Annotated in this window: 13 protein-coding genes; 7 read left to right on the forward strand and 6 right to left on the reverse strand. The window is 39.7% G+C overall.

Features of this window, described 5'->3' with window-relative positions:
* The first annotated feature begins 872 nt into the window (after positions 1-872).
* The gene (locus RMY32_RS31735) at positions 873-3458 is read left to right on the forward strand and encodes a GAF domain-containing protein (RefSeq protein WP_322713433.1); all 2586 of its coding nucleotides are present in this window, start codon (positions 873-875) and stop codon (positions 3456-3458) included.
* Between the two features lie 305 nt (positions 3459-3763).
* Here RMY32_RS31735 and RMY32_RS31740 read toward each other — a convergent pair whose 3' ends face one another.
* Together RMY32_RS31740 and RMY32_RS31745 are read right to left on the reverse strand one after the other, a co-directional pair.
* Positions 3764-4846, reverse strand: a complete 1083-nt coding sequence (locus RMY32_RS31740; protein ID WP_322713435.1) for a response regulator — start codon at positions 4844-4846, stop codon at positions 3764-3766.
* A 1406-nt stretch (positions 4847-6252) separates the two neighbouring features.
* The gene (locus RMY32_RS31745; RefSeq protein WP_322713436.1) at positions 6253-6744 is read right to left on the reverse strand and encodes a hypothetical protein; all 492 of its coding nucleotides are present in this window, start codon (positions 6742-6744) and stop codon (positions 6253-6255) included.
* Positions 6745-8784: 2040 nt separating this feature from the next.
* Here RMY32_RS31745 and RMY32_RS31750 point away from each other — a divergent pair.
* The 4 genes from RMY32_RS31750 to RMY32_RS31765 all read left to right on the forward strand — a co-directional run bounded on the left by RMY32_RS31750 (position 8785) and on the right by RMY32_RS31765 (position 13923).
* Positions 8785-10014 (forward strand): sedoheptulose 7-phosphate cyclase, encoded by a 1230-nt coding sequence (locus RMY32_RS31750; protein ID WP_322713437.1) that lies wholly within the window; start codon positions 8785-8787, stop codon positions 10012-10014.
* 108 nt (positions 10015-10122) lie between these two features.
* Positions 10123-10956 (forward strand): O-methyltransferase, encoded by an 834-nt coding sequence (locus tag RMY32_RS31755; protein ID WP_322713438.1) that lies wholly within the window; start codon positions 10123-10125, stop codon positions 10954-10956.
* Positions 10957-11015: 59 nt separating this feature from the next.
* Complete coding sequence (locus tag RMY32_RS31760; protein ID WP_322713439.1) at positions 11016-12413, forward strand: ATP-grasp domain-containing protein; 1398 nt, start codon at positions 11016-11018, stop codon at positions 12411-12413.
* Between the two features lie 457 nt (positions 12414-12870).
* Positions 12871-13923, forward strand: coding sequence for a D-alanine--D-alanine ligase (locus RMY32_RS31765; RefSeq protein ID WP_322713440.1), 1053 nt, complete (start codon positions 12871-12873; stop codon positions 13921-13923).
* Between the two features lie 166 nt (positions 13924-14089).
* On the opposite strand, the gene RMY32_RS31770 is transcribed toward RMY32_RS31765, so the two are convergent.
* The gene (locus RMY32_RS31770) at positions 14090-15352 is read right to left on the reverse strand and encodes a glycosyltransferase family 4 protein (protein ID WP_322713441.1); all 1263 of its coding nucleotides are present in this window, start codon (positions 15350-15352) and stop codon (positions 14090-14092) included.
* 160 nt (positions 15353-15512) lie between these two features.
* Here RMY32_RS31770 and RMY32_RS31775 point away from each other — a divergent pair, with 160 nt between their 5' ends.
* Positions 15513-16424 (forward strand): beta-1,6-N-acetylglucosaminyltransferase, encoded by a 912-nt coding sequence (locus tag RMY32_RS31775; RefSeq protein WP_322713442.1) that lies wholly within the window; start codon positions 15513-15515, stop codon positions 16422-16424.
* On the opposite strand, the gene RMY32_RS31780 is transcribed toward RMY32_RS31775, so the two are convergent.
* The 3 genes from RMY32_RS31780 to RMY32_RS31790 all read right to left on the reverse strand — a co-directional run bounded on the left by RMY32_RS31780 (position 16421) and on the right by RMY32_RS31790 (position 19010).
* Entirely contained in the window at positions 16421-16546 is a 126-nt protein-coding gene (locus RMY32_RS31780; protein WP_322713443.1) for a hypothetical protein, read from the reverse strand. The genes RMY32_RS31775 and RMY32_RS31780 overlap by 4 nt on opposite strands.
* Before the next feature lie 14 nt (positions 16547-16560).
* Positions 16561-17364, reverse strand: a complete 804-nt coding sequence (locus RMY32_RS31785; RefSeq protein WP_322713444.1) for a phytanoyl-CoA dioxygenase family protein — start codon at positions 17362-17364, stop codon at positions 16561-16563.
* 200 nt (positions 17365-17564) lie between these two features.
* The gene (locus RMY32_RS31790) at positions 17565-19010 is read right to left on the reverse strand and encodes an MFS transporter (protein ID WP_322713445.1); all 1446 of its coding nucleotides are present in this window, start codon (positions 19008-19010) and stop codon (positions 17565-17567) included.
* Positions 19011-19104: 94 nt separating this feature from the next.
* Between RMY32_RS31790 and RMY32_RS31795 the strand changes: the two genes are divergently transcribed.
* On the forward strand, positions 19105-20061 hold the full coding sequence (locus RMY32_RS31795) for an ABC transporter substrate-binding protein (protein ID WP_322713446.1): 957 nt from the start codon (positions 19105-19107) through the stop codon (positions 20059-20061).
* Positions 20062-20504: the final 443 nt, after the last annotated feature.

Raw genomic sequence — 20504 nt, forward strand, 5'->3', positions numbered from 1 at the left:
TCTCTTCTTTACAAGCTTTACGCGAGCGCATCCAAGAAATCTTCGACCAACTCACATTTGAGCAGGTAATTTCTGTCTCTTCTTATAACTTTATCTTGGAAGCTCTATTCTATGCAGCTTCATATTAATTTGGTATTAGAACCATATTGCCGAATAAAAGCTTCTGAAGATAATAATAAGTTTACAGTACCTCACTATCGGGATTATGATAATCCTTATTCTTTCTATTGTACAAATCCTTTTTCGAGTACTGATTCTGAATGATTTTATGTAAACAAGGGAGTGACTAAACCAAAAACATCGATGCAAAAATGTGCTTTTATATGTTTAGTTTTTATTAGGAAATAAGATGTGTTTGCTCTGGTAGTCAAACACAGGCATCATAACAGACAAATAGAGTGGTTTATTACCGCCGACCTGTACTAGTATTTTTTACTCAGCACTTTCTTTTTCAGGCCCATATATCTGCGACAGGAAGCGATCGCACTCGATCTAAAAAATCTTGCGTATAATTACTTAAAAGCCGCAGCAATTTTCAGCTAAATTGATTATATCTTACGGATACAGCAATGCTCATTAGTCTGTTTCTGGAAAATATTATGAGGCTACACTAACAATCTCTCGCCTGTGGAAAATATTGTTTTCTCGTTTATATGAGGGGTCTAACCCCCTATTGATCGCGATGGGAAAGGGTTTTGGTCAAGCCATGCTTGTTGGTAATCAACTTGAGCGTTTATTCACAGGATGACGCTGGCTAAACAAGCGATTAAACTATGGATAATGTCAAGCAATTGTTGCTTTTAACACCACTTACATAAATTTAATCTCATTGTTAAATCTAAAACCTCATTCTGTTAGATAAAATACCAGTTATGCCAGCGTATCAAGGAAGTTATGGGGAAACCACCGATTTAATTATTGGTGGTAACAACCAAGAAAACCTCGAATTAACAGCAAATTCTGCTCCTGTGGGTGCTCTTGCCACAAGACAAGGAACTTTTTCTACGTTTCTTGCTCCCCTGACTCAAGATACTTTTAAACAGGTCGTTAAGGATGTCGAGCAAAAATTACAGATTGTCCATCAAACCCTATCAATGCTGGATTCTCATGGGTTTGAAACCATTCTGCAAGAAATGTTGCATTCGATTACCTTGAAAACCGGAGAATTATTAGGGGCAGACCGAACGACAATATTTTTATTGGATGAAGAAAAACAAGAACTTTGGTCAATTCTAGCTGAGGGCGAGGGCGGTCGCTCTTTAGAAATTCGCATCCCCGCAAATAAAGGCATTGGTGGTGAAGTCGCCACTTTCAAAAAAGTTATCAATATTCCCTTTGATTTTTATAACGATCCGCGATCGCATTTTGCCCAAGAACAAGAAAAGAGAACTGGCTATCGCACCTACACCATGCTAGCTTTGCCACTCTTAAATGAACATGGGCAATTAGTTGCAGTAGTGCAATTACTGAATAAATTAAAATCTAAGAATCATTATGATGCTCCACTTGCAGAGCGCATTGATACCAAAGGTTTTACCCGTGCTGACGAACAATTATTTCAAGAATTTGCTCCTTCGATTTGTCTGATTTTAGAGTCCTCGCGCTCTTTTTATGTAGCTACTCAAAAACAAAGAGCAGTAGCGGCGCTAATGAAGGCAATCAAGTCACTTTCTCAAAGCAGTCTTGATTTAGAAGACACCCTGAAGCGGGTGATGGATGAAGCCAAGGAACTGATGAATGCCGATCGCAGTACACTATGGTTAATAGACCGCGATCGTGATGAATTGTGGACAAAAATCACTCAGGATGATGGTTCAACCAAAGAGTTACGAGTCCCTGTAGGTAAAGGCTTTGCTGGGATAGTAGCGGCTTCTGGTAAGAAGTTGAATATTGGCTTTGATTTGTACTACGATCCTGACTCAGAGACAGCCCAAAAACTAGACCAGCAAAATGGCTATCGCACCTGTAGCTTGCTTTGTATGCCAGTATTTAATGCCGATCAACAACTGATTGGTGTTACCCAACTCGTAAATAAAAAGAAATCTGGGGATTTTCCCCCTTATAATCCAGCTGATTGGCCCAAAGCTCCCGACTGCTTCCAAGCTAGCTTTGACCGCAACGATGAAGAGTTCATGGAAGCTTTTAATATTCAAGCGGGAGTCGCGCTGCAAAATGCTCAGTTATTTGCCACAGTCAAGCAACAAGAACAAATGCAACGGGATATTCTGCGTAGTCTTTCCAATGGCGTGGTTTCCACTGATAAAACTGGGTTAATTATCGCCGCCAATGAAAGCGCCCAACGTTTGCTAGGGCTGGGAGTAGATGACCGTTTAGAAGGTAAATTAGTTACTGACGCGATCGGCATCAAAGAAGGCGACTTTAGCAAGTGGTATCAGGATGCTTTACATGCAGTTGACTTAAAAGGTCGTCAGCAATATTACCCGGATCGCACACTTATCACCACTGGTACAGAACAACATAGTATCAATTTATCGATTAACACAATAGCCGATGCTAGCGACCAAGAGCAAGTTCGGGGGGCGCTGGTAGTGATGGAAGACATCAGTGATGAAAAGCGGCTTAAGAGTACAATGTACCGCTACATGACCCAGGAATTAGCCGAAGAATTGCTGAAATTAGATGACGCTAAACTCGGAGGCGATCGCAAAGAAGTTTCGATTTTATTTTCCGATATTCGCGGTTACACCACATTAACAGAAAACTTGGAAGCAGAAGAAGTGGTGAGTATGCTCAATGAATATTTTGAATCAATGGTGGAGGCAGTTTTTAAACATAAAGGCACTCTTGACAAATATATCGGCGATGCCATCATGGCTGTATTTGGTTCTCCTCTACCATTAGAAGAACATGCTTGGATGGCAGTACAAACATCCTTAGAAATGCGCGATCGCTTGCACGAATTTAATCAACGTCGCCATATAGATAATAAGCCCAGAATTAAAATCGGTATTGGCATCAACTCAGATACCGTGATTAGTGGGAATATTGGCTCTAGCAAACGGATGGAATTTACTGCCATTGGTGATGGCGTTAATCTTGGCTCCCGATTAGAAAGTGTTAGTAAACAGTACGGTTGTGATATTATTATTAGCCATAACACTTTTAAACCTTGCCAAGATAATATTTGGGCTAGGGAACTAGATTATATACGTGTTAAGGGTAGAAACGAACCAGTAGCCATATACGAATTACTGGGTTTGCGTTCCAATCCAATTGAAAGCGAAAAATTGCAAGTGATTGAGCATTATCACAAAGGACGCGAATATTACCTCAAACGCGATTTTAACCGTGCTAGAGCTGAATTTGCCCTAGTTTTGGCAGCAGACAGCCAGGACAAAGCTGCTATGTTGCATCTGCTGCGTTGTCAGCATTGGTTACAATCACCCCCAACAGAATCAGATTGGGATGAAGGAGTCTGGACATTTCAGGAAAAATAATTCCACCGACTTTTCGATTCGGGCTTGTAACTAATACCAATTTAAAAAAATATATAGATTAACTGATTATTTGTCACTGTTAACAACTTGTGTAGCAGATTTCAATTGTGGCGAGGTACACAAGCTAAATCTGTTATATCGTGTTTGGTTAAAGACTTATCATTAAAACCGCAGTTCTTGCTGGGTGAAAGAGGATTTCCTGGTTTTTGCACAGATACACGAATCATAATTAATTAGGCGGATATGATATTACCCAATCTAAAATAATAGGCTGTTTAAATAGAGTGATTTGCTATATTAGTAAATTAAACAATATGTTGAAAAATAACTTTTAGTAAATCTCCTTGTTTAAACGGCTTAGTTAAATAGCCTGATGCTCTCACCATCTTAGCTTTAGCTCTATCTAGAAATCCTACTTTTTCTGACACCATAATCACAGGTGTATTTTTAAAATATGAGTGTTTACGCAGCAAAGAGCAGAGTTCATATCCATCAAGATTAGGCATTGATATATCCAACAAAATTATGTCTGGTTTTATACGGATAATCTGCATTAGAGCCTTTAAAGAATCAGTGACTCCGATAACAGAAAAGGTTTGCTCATCTAAATAACTTTTAATAGCATTCAATACCGTAGGATTGTCATCAATACACAAGATTGTGTAGATTTTTCTGTCAGCAGGCGGTTGGATGATTTGCTGACTTCTGTGTTCATTAGTATTAATCGAGTAGGCTGCTGGTTTAAAGCTGTGTATTTTAGGCAATTTTGGCGTAGTTTTGGCTTTAGATTGTAGTTCATTTATTTGGAAAAATTGTGAGGTATGTGATTGATAACTTGATGATGTTTGACGATAAACCGTTTCATTTTGGGGCGTTAAGCATCGTTCAACTAATAAACGAACATTTAGATGACAAAACTTTGGCATATCATCCAGAAAACTCTCAGGAATAAATTCATAACTTCCTTCCTCTAAATTCAGAAATGACTCTAGAACTTCTAGCGCCAATTGCTCTATCAGCATTGCTGCTTGAGAAGAACTGATATATTTCTGATTGACTAACCAACAAATAGCTAGATAATCGGGGTTTGGTATTGCTTGATTTTCAATACCAGTTTCAAATATCGCCTGCAACTGATCTTTGATTCCATCAGGGAGAGTAGAAATTTGCTGACTCAAACGTTGCAAATTTCTGTAAAGCGGCTCAAACATTTTCTCTGAGTAGCTAGCATAAATTAGTTTTCCCTCATCTACATATATTGACCAAGAGCCTGATGTGCTAAACACTTGTAAACAACCAGTAACTGACTTACCAGTGATTTTTTTTAACAAAGGTAGGGGCTGGAGCTTTTGAAAAAATCTGTATCTACTAATCGGAAGTATCTTCATTGCGATCGCTCTGAAATAAAATTAACATTTGCAGGCAAAATTAGTGAATTACGTTTTCGGAATTCACGTGACTTTGTTGAAAGCACTATTCAGATAAATATAGCGGTCATATTTGAGTTAGTACAGAGATTCCACACCCCCCTACTCTTAATTCACCAATCTCTGTTAAGCTATAATCCACAACTTACAACTAAACCAATTAATGCTACTGACCAATAGCAAAATTGCCCGACTAATTGTCAGGATATAGTATTTCAAAAATTAGATTGGTTTTCTGTATCTTTAGCTAATCTAGCCAATCTAACAGTAACTCAAGTGCCACACAAAGACCATTGGCTCTCGCCCATCAGTCACAAAAGTATCATTGTTATCCGTATTTTGCAGCCTAAAATTATAGATACTTGAATTCTCTTGCAAAAGTTTTTTGTCCCTTATCCTCAAATCTGGAGCGACCAAAATCTACTGTAATGTAAACGTAAATGTTTCTCCATCAAGACTTATAAGCATTAATTCCGCGCTGACGAAGTATGTTTTTATATCCGTGACAAAAGTCGCTGGGTACTTTTTCAAGAAGTTTATTCTTGAGGGTAACTTTACAATCAAAAAAGTATTATTCAAAACTAAGCATTCCAAAAGTTCAATCTCTTACTTAAGTTTGTGATTGTAGAGCAACTCTTAGTCTTGGGATTCGGCAAAATTATCGCTTGCACAACAATAATGGTAAACCTCCGCCCAAGAATGAGTTTGCTGATAATTGCCGCCATGATAGTATGTGGTGAGATGCGCAGGCGACTAAATCAGCATAAGGGAATCTCTTCATAAGTACTGGAAACGGGTTTTAATGTTGTGTGAACCTAAATAATCACTCTGCACAAATCGGTGTGGCAAATTCAAGAACTTACAGGGAAATTCTTGATTAGTAGTAGATACCTTGCAAAATAGCTGTTTTCAGCTAGATGGTAGATAACAAGTAACATACTAACTAAAACTTAGATTACTATAATTTTCAAAAAAAATTAGCAGGAATATATAAACTTCATAATAAATCAGTAAAGTAAACATGAAAACTAATTGATATCATCTTCCAGATAATTGTTATAAATATTTATTTGTTAAAATGTCCGGGAAAGCTGAAAATGCATAGTAAAAGATAATTATATGTTTGCTTATTGAATTACACTTAGAAAAAACTGAATTATTTTATGGTAGCAATTTAACCGAAAAATCTTAAGTTTTAAAAATCACAAATATAAATACAAAATTGTACGCTTAGGCGTAGCCTGTCGCAAACATAACATTCATCAACCCATAAGATATATGTAGCAAAAAGACGCAAAGAATTTCTTTGCGTCTTCAGAGTGAGATTTATAAGTGGACATTCTCACCGTTATACTTTCTCCATCTACTTAAAATTGCTCCCGCCAGCACCAGCTTAAAAGTGTACCACCAGCTATCAGCTTCACTAGTTCCAGCAGCCAATAACTACCGTGTAGTAAATTCATTGTCGATGGAATAGCAGCAGCAGCTTCAAATAAGTTGAGTTGAACTCCTATAGCGCACATCTGCGGAGTTAAGAAATAAGTGTCAAGCACAGCGATAGTCAACAGCAGTACAGATAAAACAATACTGCCAATACTCCAGTGATATCGGGTTTTGCTCAAAGCTAGTGCCCCAGTCAGCACTACAGCAGCTGATAATAATTCCATCCGATTGAAGTTCCAAAAAATCGCATAGCCTGCTGTTGTAAAACCAGCTTGACTCATCATCCCAGAAAGATAAAGACTAGGCATAATTACCCAATCTAAAACTAGACTAGCACTGAGCCAAAAGCCCAAGGTCAATACGATCGCGGTTTGCCAAATTGGTCGTTTGAATTCAATGTTAGAAATAGCAGTCATAAAATAATTGCGTGTGTTGTATTTCTTTAGTTTCTAACTTCACCAGCAATTTGACAACTAATATCAATTAACCTTTACAAAGCGATCGCTCTTAACATTCTGAAGTCAATACCAAGATTTTTTAAACTAAGTTAATAAATCTTAAGCTTTTATAAACAGCAATTTAAATAGATTTTTTCTGCGAGAAATACTCAAGCATGACCCTTGAACAACTCTTTAAAATCCATAACTCAATACGCTTGGGTTAAGAGTTATTTATGTATAGGTTGTTTTTTAATTATGAACTCAATCCCAATATTTATAAATACTTAACTTTTTATTGTAAAGTTACTAAGCGATCGTACTCACTCATTCCCTCCTTTGACAGCTATCTAGCACGACAGTAACATTGTCATTTTTGAACGCAGATATGATAACAGCGTGTGTTCCACAATGTCTTAGACTACGCTACTTGCGATCGCATATCGTGGCAATATTTTACTATCTATGTGAATTAGTGTACTGTTGAGTTCATTCGGTAAATTGCGAGCTTTTACCCGTGAATCTGCCTGCAAAAGTGAAACATTCTATGTACGTGCATCTATAACCAACAAAAGCGACGGATTTCAAGCAACATAACCCATAATTACAGCAGAAATCATGTATTTGAACCACACCTGTCGTAGGGGTGCAAGGCCTTGCGTCCCTACCGCGTGGTCTATTTACCTGAAAATACCTGTAAATTTACCAGATGTCTGTCATATCAAGTCTAGTTAATTACTTATAATTACCGCATCTGTGCAAAAATCCCAAAAGCCTCTTTCCCCCAGCAAGAACTGCAATCTAAATGAGAAGTCTTTAGTCGAACACGATATTAGATATAGCCATATATAATATCTTGTTGTTTAAAGTATCTATATTGAGACATATTTTTTGAAATATTTGGTTATTCAGTACACTTCGCATGGTGGATTGACTTAAATATATTTACAGATGTTATGATTTGTATTACTGTAATGTTATGATTTGTGTTGAAGTTTTCAGTTACCAACTAGTAAATTACTTGCTGGTTTAAGCTGAAAAGCCTTAATTTAGCTCTAAGAAGGCAATTTAAGCAAACTTAGAAACCCATAAAATACACAAAGATTCCTTAAAAAAGTTAAACTTTTGTTACTAGGAACTTAAATATATTTAAATTCTGAATTTTCAGGAGTTGCTGATGTAGGTTAATTACCGAGCAGTAAATTTACCTAGTAAAAGAGGTGTTTTACTGATATTTTGAATAGAATGCAGTGAATCATCCTTGTTTTTAGCCATTTTATGGTTTGAAACTAATGAAAAAAAACAGCGAGATGAGGATTAATCATTTCTGTAATATCAAATGTCAGCCTAGAGATAGACAATGATAAACAATATGAGTAGTTTACTGAGATCAGAGTTTTGCAAAGTTTAACGATCGGCAAGTTGCTAGAGAAAAATATAGTGGAGTTAATAAAAATTCAGGTGAACTTCCTAAAATTCCACTGTTATTCTGAAACAAACAGAATGTAGCGAGTTTAGTAATATAAGGTTTGAGACGAATGCTAATAAACAGCGAAATAAAGATTAATCAGGGTTCTAATCTCAAATTTAAGCTTGGAGAGCAACGGTACAATAAGTTGTCTAGGCTAGAGTTTTTGCAGAATCGTACAGTTGGAAAGCCACTATATTTACATGTAGCGGAATAAATCTGAATTCAGATGAATTTCCCAAATTTAAAGTCAACAAACCACAGAATAAGCAGGCAAGTATTGTGCAACTATACTGCTAGTGAGGCTAGTTGACTTGTTTGAGGTTATGCCGAATTAAAGGTTAACCCATCTACAGAATTTACTCAAATGAATGGTGTTGTTTAAAAACATTACCAGTCGGTAATAAACGTTAGCTTTTTCTTAAAAGCTAATTTTGTCCTGTCTTTTATCTGAAAAGGTAAAAAGCATAATTGTTTGCTGGCATACATTAGGGTAAATCACAATTATTACCGAAATCTCACAACTTTTTAATTGGAATAAGGGCAACACAATGAATAAAGTTCAAGCATCATTTGAAGCTACCGAAACTGCGTTTCACGTGCAAGGTTACGAAAAAATCGATTTTAGTCTTGTCTATGTGAACGGTGCATTTAATATTGAAAACCGAGAAATTGCAGATAGCTACGCTAAATTTGGTCGCTGTCTGATTGTAATTGATGCCAATGTTCATGAACTTTATGGCGATCAAATCAAGTCATATTTTAGACACTATGACATTGAACTGACAGTATTTCCGATCATCATTACAGAACCGGCTAAAACCCTGGCAACCTTTGAAAAAATTGTTGACGCTTTTTCGAACTTCGGCTTAGTTCGTAAAGAACCAGTTTTAGTTGTCGGTGGTGGTCTAGTTACTGATGTGGCTGGATTTGCTTGTGCTGCTTACCGTCGCAAGAGCAACTATATCCGCATTCCTACCACGTTGATTGGTTTAATTGATGCAGGTGTGGCGATTAAGGTTGCAGTTAATCATCGTAAGGAAAAAAATCGCTTGGGAGCATATCATGCACCTTTGAAAGTAATTCTGGATTTCTCATTCTTAAAAACCTTGCCAACTGCTCAAGTTCGCAATGGGATGGCAGAGTTGGTGAAAATTGCGGTAGTTTCTAACTTGGAAGTCTTTGAACTGCTATACAAATATGGCGAAGAACTGCTTTCCACTCACTTTGGACATGTGAATGCAACACCGGAAATTAAAGAGATTGCCCATAAAGTTAACTATGAGGCAATCAAAACTATGTTGGAGTTAGAGACTCCTAACTTGCATGAAATAGACCTCGATCGCGTCATTGCCTACGGTCACACTTGGAGTCCTACCCTAGAATTAGCACCTCAGATACCTCTATATCATGGTCATGCGGTCAATATAGATATGGCTTTGTCTGCAACCATTGCAGCACAACGCGGCTATATCTCCACAGGAGAGCGCGATCGCATCCTAGATTTGATGAGTCGTATCGGTTTATCACTCGATCATCCTCTTTTAGATGGGGATTTGCTCTGGTATGCTACTCAGTCTATAAGCTTGACACGAGATGGCAAACAACGCGCAGCTATGCCTCGTCCGATTGGTGAGTGCTTCTTTGCCAACGATCTGACTCGTGAAGAACTTGATGCTGCCCTAGCTGAACACAAACGTCTTTGTGCTAAATACCCTCGTGGCGGAGAAGGGGTTGACGCATACATTGAAAGTCAAAAAGGCAAGCTAGTAGGGGTGTAAAGATATGACCGAAAACGACTCATGATACAAGCCCCTAAATTTATTTACGGGGATCAATCATTAATTTTGAATTTTGAATTTTGAATTTTGAATTCGGAGCGAAGCGACGTGACGAGTGTTTTAGGGCGAGAAACAGCTAGACCGATAACGCCACATAGCATCTTAGTAGCCCAGCTACAGCAAACCCTCAAATTAGCCCAAGAGAAGAACATTCCCGTAGAGATATTAGATTCTTTACGGCAGGGAGTTCAATTAGCGGCGGGTTTAGATCCCTACTTGGATGATTACACCACCCCGGAATCGAGCGCATTAACAGCATTAGCGCAAAAAACAAGCATTGAAGACTGGAGCAAACGCTTCAGTGATGGTGAAACAGTGCGTCAACTAGAGCAAGAAATGCTCTCAGGACATCTGGAAGGACAGACATTGAAAATGTTTGTTCATATCACCAAAGCAAAGCGGATTTTAGAAGTAGGAATGTTCACAGGGTATTCAGCTTTAGCAATGGCAGAAGCATTACCAAGTGATGGGCAACTTATCGGTTGCGAAGTAGATCCTTATGTTGCTGAATTTGCTCAGGCTTGCTTTAGTGAGTCTCCCCACGGCGACAAAATCGTTGTGGAAGTAGCACCTGCTCTAGAAACACTCCACAAGCTGGCTGCTAAAAAAGAAGTATTCGATCTGATCTTCATTGATGCCGATAAAAAAGAGTACGTAGATTACTTCCAGATCATTTTGGATAGTAACTTACTGACTCCCGACGGTTTAATCTGTGTGGATAACACTTTGTTGCAGGGACAAGTTTACCTACCACCCGAACAACGCACCGCCAACGGTGAAGCGATCGCTCAGTTCAACCGCGTTGTCGCCGCCGATCCTCGTGTAGAACAAGTTCTATTACCCATCCGAGATGGGATAACGCTAATTAGACGCGTGGTGTAACAAAGTTTGTAGAGATGTTGCAATGCAACGTCTCTACAATAAACACAAAGGAAAGACTTATGGCACAATCAATTTCTTTATCTCTGCCTGAATCTCCAACGTCATCAACAGGTGTTAAGGTTAAGGTAGTAGCTCTATTTAAAACTCTCGGTACTCTGACATTATTACTAATAGCCTTGCCGTTCAATGCTTTGATAGTATTGATATCTTGGCTGTGGGGCATTGTGCGTTCGCCGTTTCCGAAAAAAGCTGTCGTAGCTGCTCATCCCCAGACTATCTTGGTAAGTGGAGCCAAGATGACTAAAGCATTGCAACTTGCCCGCTCTTTCCATGCCGCAGGACACAGAGTTATTTTGATTGAAGGTCACAAATACTGGTTGTCTGGTCATAGATTTTCAAAAGCGGTAAGTCGTTTTTATACAGTTTCGGCTCCGCAATCAGACCCAGAAGGCTATATCCAGGCGCTAGTAGAAATCGTTAAGCAAGAAAAGGTTGACGTTTACGTACCTGTATGCAGTCCTGTCGCTAGCTATTATGACTCTTTAGCAAAGCCTGTATTATCAGAATACTGCGAAGTTTTCCACTTCGATCCAGATATAACCAAAATGTTGGATGATAAATTTGCCTTTACCGATCGGGCGCGATCGCTTGGCTTATCTGTCCCCAAATCGTTTAAAATCACAGATCCTCAACAAGTTATCAATTTCGATTTTAGTCAAGAAACCCGCAAATATATTCTTAAAAGTATTGATTACGACTCGGTTCGCCGCTTAAATTTAACCAAACTTCCCTGCGACACCGCAGAAGAGACAGCAGCTTTTGTCAACAGTTTACCCATCAGTCCTGAAAAACCTTGGATTATGCAAGAGTTTATTCCTGGTAAGGAATTATGCACACATAGTACAGTGCGCGATGGGGAATTAAGATTGCATTGCTGTTCAAACTCTTCTGCCTTTCAAATCAACTATGAAAACGTCGAAAACCCCCAAATTCGTCAATGGGTGCAACACTTCGTCAAGAGTTTGGCACTGACTGGACAAGTTTCTTTTGACTTTATCCAAGCCCAAGACGGTACTGTTTACGCCATTGAATGCAATCCTCGTACCCATTCGGCAATTACAATGTTCTACAATCACCCCGGTGTTGCAGATGCCTATCTTGGTAAAACTCCCCTAGCTGCACCTCTGGAACCTTTAGCAAGTAGCAAGCCGACTTACTTCCTCTATCACGAAATCTGGCGACTAACTGGTATCCGTTCTTGGAAACAATTGCAAACATCGGTTAATACTTTAGTGCGGGGCACTGATGCTATTTACAGTCTTGATGACCCTATACCATTTTTGACTTTGCATCATTGGCAGATTCCTTTATTGTTACTGAAGAATCTGCAACAACTCAAAGGCTGGGTAAAAATAGACTTCAACATTGGCAAACTGGTGGAATTAGGTGGCGATTAAATCATTCGTAATTCGTAATTACAGCAGTTTTCATGTATTTGAACCACATCTGTTGTCAGGGCACAGCATTGCTCATTAGTGTCAACTTAACGCCAAACCGCTTGTCCGTCGGGAATTGAAATTCTCGCCTCATAGCTCAAGTCATCTGAAGATGACTAAATATCGCCAAAAATCTCCAGTCTACTTCAGTAGACTTAAACTAAAAGCCGGAAAATTTATTTATTTTCGGGCGGGGATGTAAGCCAACAGATAAGCTATTTCCAGCTGAAGTTGACACATATCAGCAATCCTGTGCCCCTACCGCGTGGTCTATTTACCTGAAAATAGCTGTAAAGAAGAATTAACTATATCATAGCCCCCTTTTCGCTTGCGGGGAGGGGGTTGGGGGTGGGGTTCTTATAACCCACTCAACTGAGAACCGCTATATAAATTCTCACAATACATAGGAAGATAAATTATGCCAGTACTTCGTATTCTTCATTTAGTTGGGTCTGCATACAATAATTTTTACTGTGATTTGTCACGCCTTTATGCCCAAGACTGTCTCGCAGCAATGGCAGAGCGATCGCAATATGATTTTCAAATTGCATACATCACACCCGATCGCCAATGGCGATTTCCTGCCTCACTCAGCCCTGAAGATATTGCTGACACCAAACCGATGACTCTGGCTGATGCTATACAGTTTCTAACAGCACAAAACATTGACCTCGTGTTACCACAAATGTTTTGTATCCCTGGAATGACTGAATACCGCGCTTTATTCGACTTGCTGAAGATCCCTTACATCGGCAATACTCCAGATATCATGGCAATAACGGCGCACAAAGGCAGAACTAAAGCAATTGTTGAAGCCGCAGGGGTAAAAGTGCCTCGTGGAGAATTGCTTCGCCAAGGAGAGACGCCGACAATTAAACCTCCTGCGATCGTTAAACCCGTAAGTTCCGATAACTCTTTAGGGATGGATTTAGTCAAAGAAGCTACCGACTATGATGCTGCCCTGAAGAAAGCATTTGAATATTCAGATGAGGCGATCGTAGAAGAATTTATTGAACTCGGTCGAGAAGTCAGATGTGGCATTATTGTCAGAGATGGGGAACTAGTGGATTTACCTCTTGAAGAGTATCTGTTAGACCCCCATTCCAAACCCATCCGCAACCATGCTGAAAAACTCAAACAAACGGACGATGGCAACTTGGGTTTTGCTGCTAAAGATAATAAAAAGTCTTGGATTGTAGACCCTAACGATCCAATTACCCAAAAGGTTCAGCAAGTAGCTAAGAAATGTCATCAGGCTTTGGGTTGTCGCCACTACAGTTTATTTGACTTCCGCATCGACCCAGAGGGAGAACCTTGGTTCTTAGAAGCCGGGTTGTATTGTTCTTTTGCCCCTAAAAGTGTGATTTCCTCTATGGCGAAAGCAGCCGGAATTCCTTTAGATGAGTTATTAATCACAGCTATCAATGAAACCTTGGGCAGTAATCAAAAAGTGTTGCAGAATTGCTCGTGAATTTCTCGGTAGAAATTTTTCTGCTTGTAGTGGGTAGGAGAGCGATCGCCAATTAAGAGCAGGTTAAAATTGCGATCGCTTTGCCAACGCCCGCCGTAGGATAGCTAAATGACTGTAGGGCAAACGCTTTTAAAAGGTTTTTAATTCCTAGTCAGTGGTTGTTAAATTAATGCGTAACCATTTCCTCAAAGAGGGATAAGTAACGATATGCTTGTAGCTCGCTCGGATACTCTTGTTCGGCTTTTTCACGAGCGCTCGCGCCAAGTTTTTGATGCCGTTCTTTGTCTTCTATTACCCAGATAATACCATTTGCTAAGTCATCACAACTAAAACATTGCGCTCGATATCCATTTTTTTGATGTTCAACTATATCTTTGAGTCCTGTTGAATCAAAAGAAACCACCGGTGTGCCGCAGGACAGGGATTCACAAGCAGTCAGTGGCAAATTATCCTCAATCGATGGCACAATCATTACATCCGCAGATGAGTAGAGAAGTGCGAGCTTATTCTGATCGTCAACTTTGCCTAAGTAGTGTACCTTAAAACCTAAATCAACAGCCTCTTGAGGTTGGGATGAACCAAAAACAATTAATTCAATCTTATCTTTCCACTCAGACTGACTGAGTTTTTGCAACGCTGATTGCAATAGTTCAAATCCTTTTCTGGGATTGCTAGTTCCATTAATGGCTCCAAATAGAAGTAGTTGCTTATTTTGTGGAAGGTTAAGTAACTTTCTGGCTATTTGACGTTCCGTCGGTTTATAAGTGTTGATATCTAATCCGTTGGGAATAACTCTGATGTCGCTATTTTCAAATAGTGAACTGGATTTAGCACATTCAGCAAGCCAATTACTAGGAGTGACAATAGTCAGCTTGAGATTTTGCCATGCTTTAATTTTACGCTGCCAAACCCAGCGAGATAAATCCCAGCTTTGCTTGCTATTGAGTTGAGGGCAATTTCCACAAGATTTTGTATAGCGATTGCATCCTAAAGAATAGCAGCATCCACCTGTGAATGCCCACATATCATGAAATGTCCAAACAATAGGCTTATTGAATTTTGCCAGTGCTTCAATTGGGATAAATCCGTCACATATCCAATGTAGGTTAATGATGTCTGGATTAAGTCTAGCAATTTGCGATGTAACTGTATTAGGGAGCCATTGCAGCCGGAAAAATGTCGGGTTACGTTGCCTATTTCTATAAAGATTTAGTGGTAAATCATTTAAAAGCGGACGAGCTTTCCAGATTGTTGCGGCTACCTGATTGGGAAAACTGACCAGAGTAGAGTCAGCTATTCTTTTATCTTGAATTAGCATCTGAGAATCAATTTCTAACCTCAGTAGTTCCTGATGTAGCCAATAAGCAGCACGAGCAGCTCCCGCCCCTCCCTTGGGATCGTAGGTATTAACTAATAGAGGTTTGATCATTGTTGATTTAATGTTTATTCAATAACATAAAGTTTCTTCCTCTTGCCAGATTATAGCCTAATAGTGTATTAAAGTAATTTTATCACCACATTCCATAGTTATCTCAAAAGTAATCTCGTGGAATGGCAACTTAATATTAATACCTTTACAACTTGAACAAATGTACGAAAACACCAGCCCAACAATAGGCTTTCTTTTATTAACACACGCAAAACCTCTGCAAATTTACAGGTTAATCAATCAATTAAATAAGATGTTCAATCATCCTGTAATTGTGTGTCATCATGATTTTTCAAAAAGTGATTTATCTATAGATAGTCTATCAAAAAATGTTTTACTAGTACGCCCGTACATACAAACAAAGTGGGCAGATTTTTCTGTTGAAGAGGCTACAATCCAGGCACTTAAACTAATGTACGAGATACCAGATCCACCGGATTGGTTTGTATACCTTAGTGCAGCAGACTATCCTATCAAAACTGCAAGGCAAATATTGGATGAGCTAGCCTCAAGTCCATATGATGCTTATGTTGAGCATGAGCAGATTACATATGATATTTATAAACATAATGTAATACAAGGTATGGTATGGCTAAAAAATTCTTATGAACGATACTGTACAAAGTCGTTTTCTTTTCATTACTTAAAAAAATACTTTGGTCAACTGAATATAGAAATACGCTTAGAACATCCTTTATTAACGAAAGTTTTTCTTCCTTTTTCAAAGGAACTTGCTTGTTTCAGTGGAAGTCAATGGTTTTGTGCCAATCGCAAAGCTGCTGAGTACATTATCGATTTCCACAAACAGAGAAATGCCGTAACCTTACATTACAGTAAGCACAAGTATCCAGAGGAGGCGTATATTCAAACTATACTTGGTAATGCATCTCACCTGAAACTAAAAAATGACTGTCGGCGATATGTTGATTGGTCAACTGGAGGCCCTCATCCCAAAATATTGCTAATGGAAGATTTGCCTAATTTGCTTGCATCATCTGCTCATTTTGCTCGGAAATTTGATATCGATATAGATAGCAATATTCTTGACGAACTTGACAAAATTACATCCTAGTACTCACCTAACATTTTGATAAACTTAGCTAAATAAATCCCAGCTATGGCTGCTACATAGTTGAGGATAATCTCTATAAGATTTTGTATAGCGATCGCATCCTTAACAATAACAGCAACCATCTTTAAATTACGGACTAGCGATGCAGTTCAACTCTCGGAAAGATATCGCAGTCTAATGGCTCCCCAGATTTTTTAACTTTGAGTGACTGAAATTCTGGGATATCAATTTCTTCAAGAGGTCTGAAAGGCCAAGCATTGGGGCGGCGATCGTAAGTAACATCATCGCCAGTCCAATTAATCACCACTGCGCGTCGTCGTGTAGAGGATGTGTTTCTTACTGAATGATGAATTGTCAAAAAATGATGAACCAAGCAATCTCCAGGCTCCATATCCCAAGATAGAATTTCGTGAGGCTCTGGCTCTACAAACCACGTGGGGTCAGATCCTTCACGTAACTCCTTGCCCCATAGATGAGAGGCTTTGATGTACTCTAATTTACCATTCTCTTGGTTGACACTATCTAAAGCCAGCCAAATTTTACAACACTGTTCGCCCTGTATGGGCCAGTAAGATTTGTCGTTATGCCAGCCTACACGGCTGTCTGCTTTCGGCTTTTTAACAAAAAAACCGTCACCCAAAAAGTTAAGTTTTTTCGATTTCAAAACCTGAGCAGCGAGCATTGCTAGCGGAGATTCAAAAGCCAAAGCACGGAAATCAGCATCAGTGAGCCATAAGTTACTGGTATGTTCCACATGACCATCTGATTTGGGAATGCCCTTAACTTCTAAAGGGCCAGGGATTGATACATTCTTGTCAACGGCTGTTCGCATCCGTTCTACCCAGATGTCATCCAAAACATTTTTGACGCAGATAACGCCGTCTCGCTCGAAAGCTTCAACTTGTTGGGTGGTGATTTTTGATCTGTCTACCTTAAGCATTACAAAAAAACGAATAAAGTCAGATTTATGTAATAACAGATTTCTATAATCTGCTTTACTGACATTAACTTAGTCACTAAGTTAAAAATCTTTATTACTGTAAAGTAAAGATATAAGTTAGCAGTTCTTCCTATAGGCGGATAAATCTCCAAGTTGAGTACAACTTTTTGTGTTCATATCCGCAACAAAGAGATTTCATTCTAACTACCTAAGTCTTTTTTAACAATGAGTGGCACAAGTGAAGCTAATCGTAATACACCAGATACAATAAATACTTCTGCTATGCCAAAAGACCCAGCAAATTGAGCGATGAAGCCACCGATAGTTGCTCCTAAAGCACCACTCGCCCCAGCAACAGCTGCTGCGATCGCAAAATATATAGACTGATTTTTCACTGGTGCAATCTCTATCTGAAGATTGTTGTTACACAAGTCAACTCCTCCCCAATTAGCTCCAATAAAAATGTGTAACAGCGGCAACCATAGCCAGAGATCGAGAGGACTAGAACCCATCTTCAGCCACAGCCAAGGTATGACTGCAATGAGAATTCCATTAGAAATTAGAATCGGACGATTGCCTATTTTATCTGCTAATCTACCCCAGACGATCAGCATTAGCATGTGTGCTCCTGCTCGCAGACTGTTGTAGAAAGTTACCCAACTCACATCCAAGTTCAGTGTGTCTAGCAAGTAGAGGTTAAAAAACGGGGCACTTAGATTAACAGCAAATGTCCATGAGCCGAAATAAAGTAGAAACACCAAAAAATTAGAGTTTTTCCAAATGCTGCTATCTATCTGATTTTGAGGAGTTGACATTTGCGGCAGAGAGATTGGTTCAGATATCTCACCAGGTTCATTTGGTGCCAAGTCCGACTGAATCTCACTGGTTTGAGATGAGTTAGCATAATAAGTATTTTGTAGTTGAGGGTTTATATCAACCTGAAAATACTGACACCCCAAGCTCACAATTCCAAAGATAATGCCTAAGAACAAAACCACCCCATAACCTTGAATAGCTCCCCCGTACCAATGTGATACGGCGAGACCAGCTATTGGCAAACCGACCAACTCGGTTAAGTTAGCAAGGCTATTGCGTAGCCCGAAATATCTACCTCGTAATTGCCGTGGGACTAACATTGCCATCCAACTCAACCAAGATGCGGCTCCTAATCCTCCTAAAAAATGGCTGCATACGAGAATCAAAAGCGACAATATCACTAATTGGTTGGAATTAAGCCCTCCCCAACTAAAGCTAACAATGCCAATTACTAAAATCAGCCATAGTAGCCGACCAATCCCATGAGTGCGAAGCGAATACCGAAAACGGCTAGTGCTGCGTTCAGACAAATAAGCACCCATCGGCTGAAAGAGATTTACCAACATGGGGATAGAACTCACCATGCCAAATACCACTGGACTGGCATCTAACTCCACCAAGAAATTACCTAGCAAAATTGCGCCAGTACCAATAGAGAAAAGTGCTGCGAAAACACCATCGATAGTAGAAGCACTCAAACTGGTGCGAACAGCATCTTTAGGAATACGAGGGTTGAGTGTTGAGTTAGGAGAGAGTGTTGGGGATGGTGAAGCAATCTGAGCAATTTCTATAGAAAGAGGCGCACCTGTTTCAATTTGAGAAGAATCCATAAATCTAGTATTTAAGAAAATAATTAGGATTTACGCATCATACACATGTACTATACTAAGTTTAAGCTTTTGAGCTGTAGATATCGGAGCTTATATGCCAAAGTTATTGGTATTTAGCGCCTACGTTGTAATTATTGTTTCGGCTTTCTCGCTGTCTGGCTGTATACGCGAAAAAACAAAAAAAATTGTTGGATTTTCGCAAACTGAGAACATTGGGCCGTGGCGCATTGCCGAAACGAACAGCATTAAGGAGGAGGCCGCCAAGCATCAGAAAACTTATGATTTTCTGATGACGGATGCTCAGGGACAGACATCGAAGCAATTTGCCGACATTGAGGATCTAATCGCACGACAAGTTGATGTGATATTTCTTGCTCCACGTGAGTATGAAGGTCTTACGCCTGCTCTCGAAGCAGCGAGAGCAGCAAAAATACCGGTTTTTCTCATCGACCGTGAAGCAGCAGGAAGACCAGGCGAACATTTCGTCAGCTTTCTGGGGTCGGATTTTATCACCCAAGGCCGCCGCGTTGGTGAATGGCTGGCTAAGGCAAGCAATGGCAAGGCATCTATCGTGGAACTCACAGGAACAGCGGGTTCATCGGTTGCAATCGATCGGGCTAAGGGATTTCGTAATGCGATCGCCAGTTATCCCAACATGAAAATCATCGCCACGCAGACGGCAGATTTTTCGCGAGCTGCGGCAGTGCGGGTCATGGAAAACATCATCCAGGCGAAGGGTACCGATATTACCGCAGTGTATGCTCACAACGACGAAATGGCATTGGGTGCAATCCAGGCTCTCAAATCCGCAGGTATGAAGCCTGGTAAGGATGTAATGGTCGGTTCAATCGATGGTCAGAAAGCCGCGCTTGAGGCGATTATCCGTGGTGAGCTTGGCGTGAGTGTCGAGTCGAACCCGCGTTTTGGCCCGCTTGTTTTTACCACGATGGAAGAGTATTTTGCTGGCAAGAAAATTCCTCCTCGGATTATTCTCAAGGACAGACTCTTCGACGTGACCAACGCTAAGGATTTTATCGATGAAGCATACTAATACCAATTCGTAATTCGTAATGGGCTACGCCCCGCTACGCCCCGCTACGCTAACGTAATTCATAATTAAGAAAGTTTTGAAGATTTGTAGGTTGGGTTGAACGAAGTGAAACCTAACAAAACTCTAGAAATGTTGGGTTTCGTTTCTCAACCCAACCTACACATTTTTATTTTTTAGCGTTAACCAAGCAGTATTGGTTCTCACCCTAAAATAGAAAAAAGATAACCTGGAATTTTCCTGAGCTTCCACGATGGACAAAAAAGATTGCTATAGTGCGAAGTGAAGGATCTCCACTATCGGCAATTAATACCAATTAAAAATGAATCTGCATATAATGGGGAGAAGCAAACTAGGTAAGTTAACAGAACCATGAGCCGCCCATTTAAAATTGCGATCGCCGAGAGCGAAGAGGAACTGAAAAAACGCCTACAAACAGTGTCTTC

Origin of the sequence: Nostoc sp. ChiSLP03a, assembly GCF_034531215.2 — a bacterium.
In the GTDB taxonomy this organism is placed as follows: Bacteria; Cyanobacteriota; Cyanobacteriia; order Cyanobacteriales; family Nostocaceae; genus Nostoc.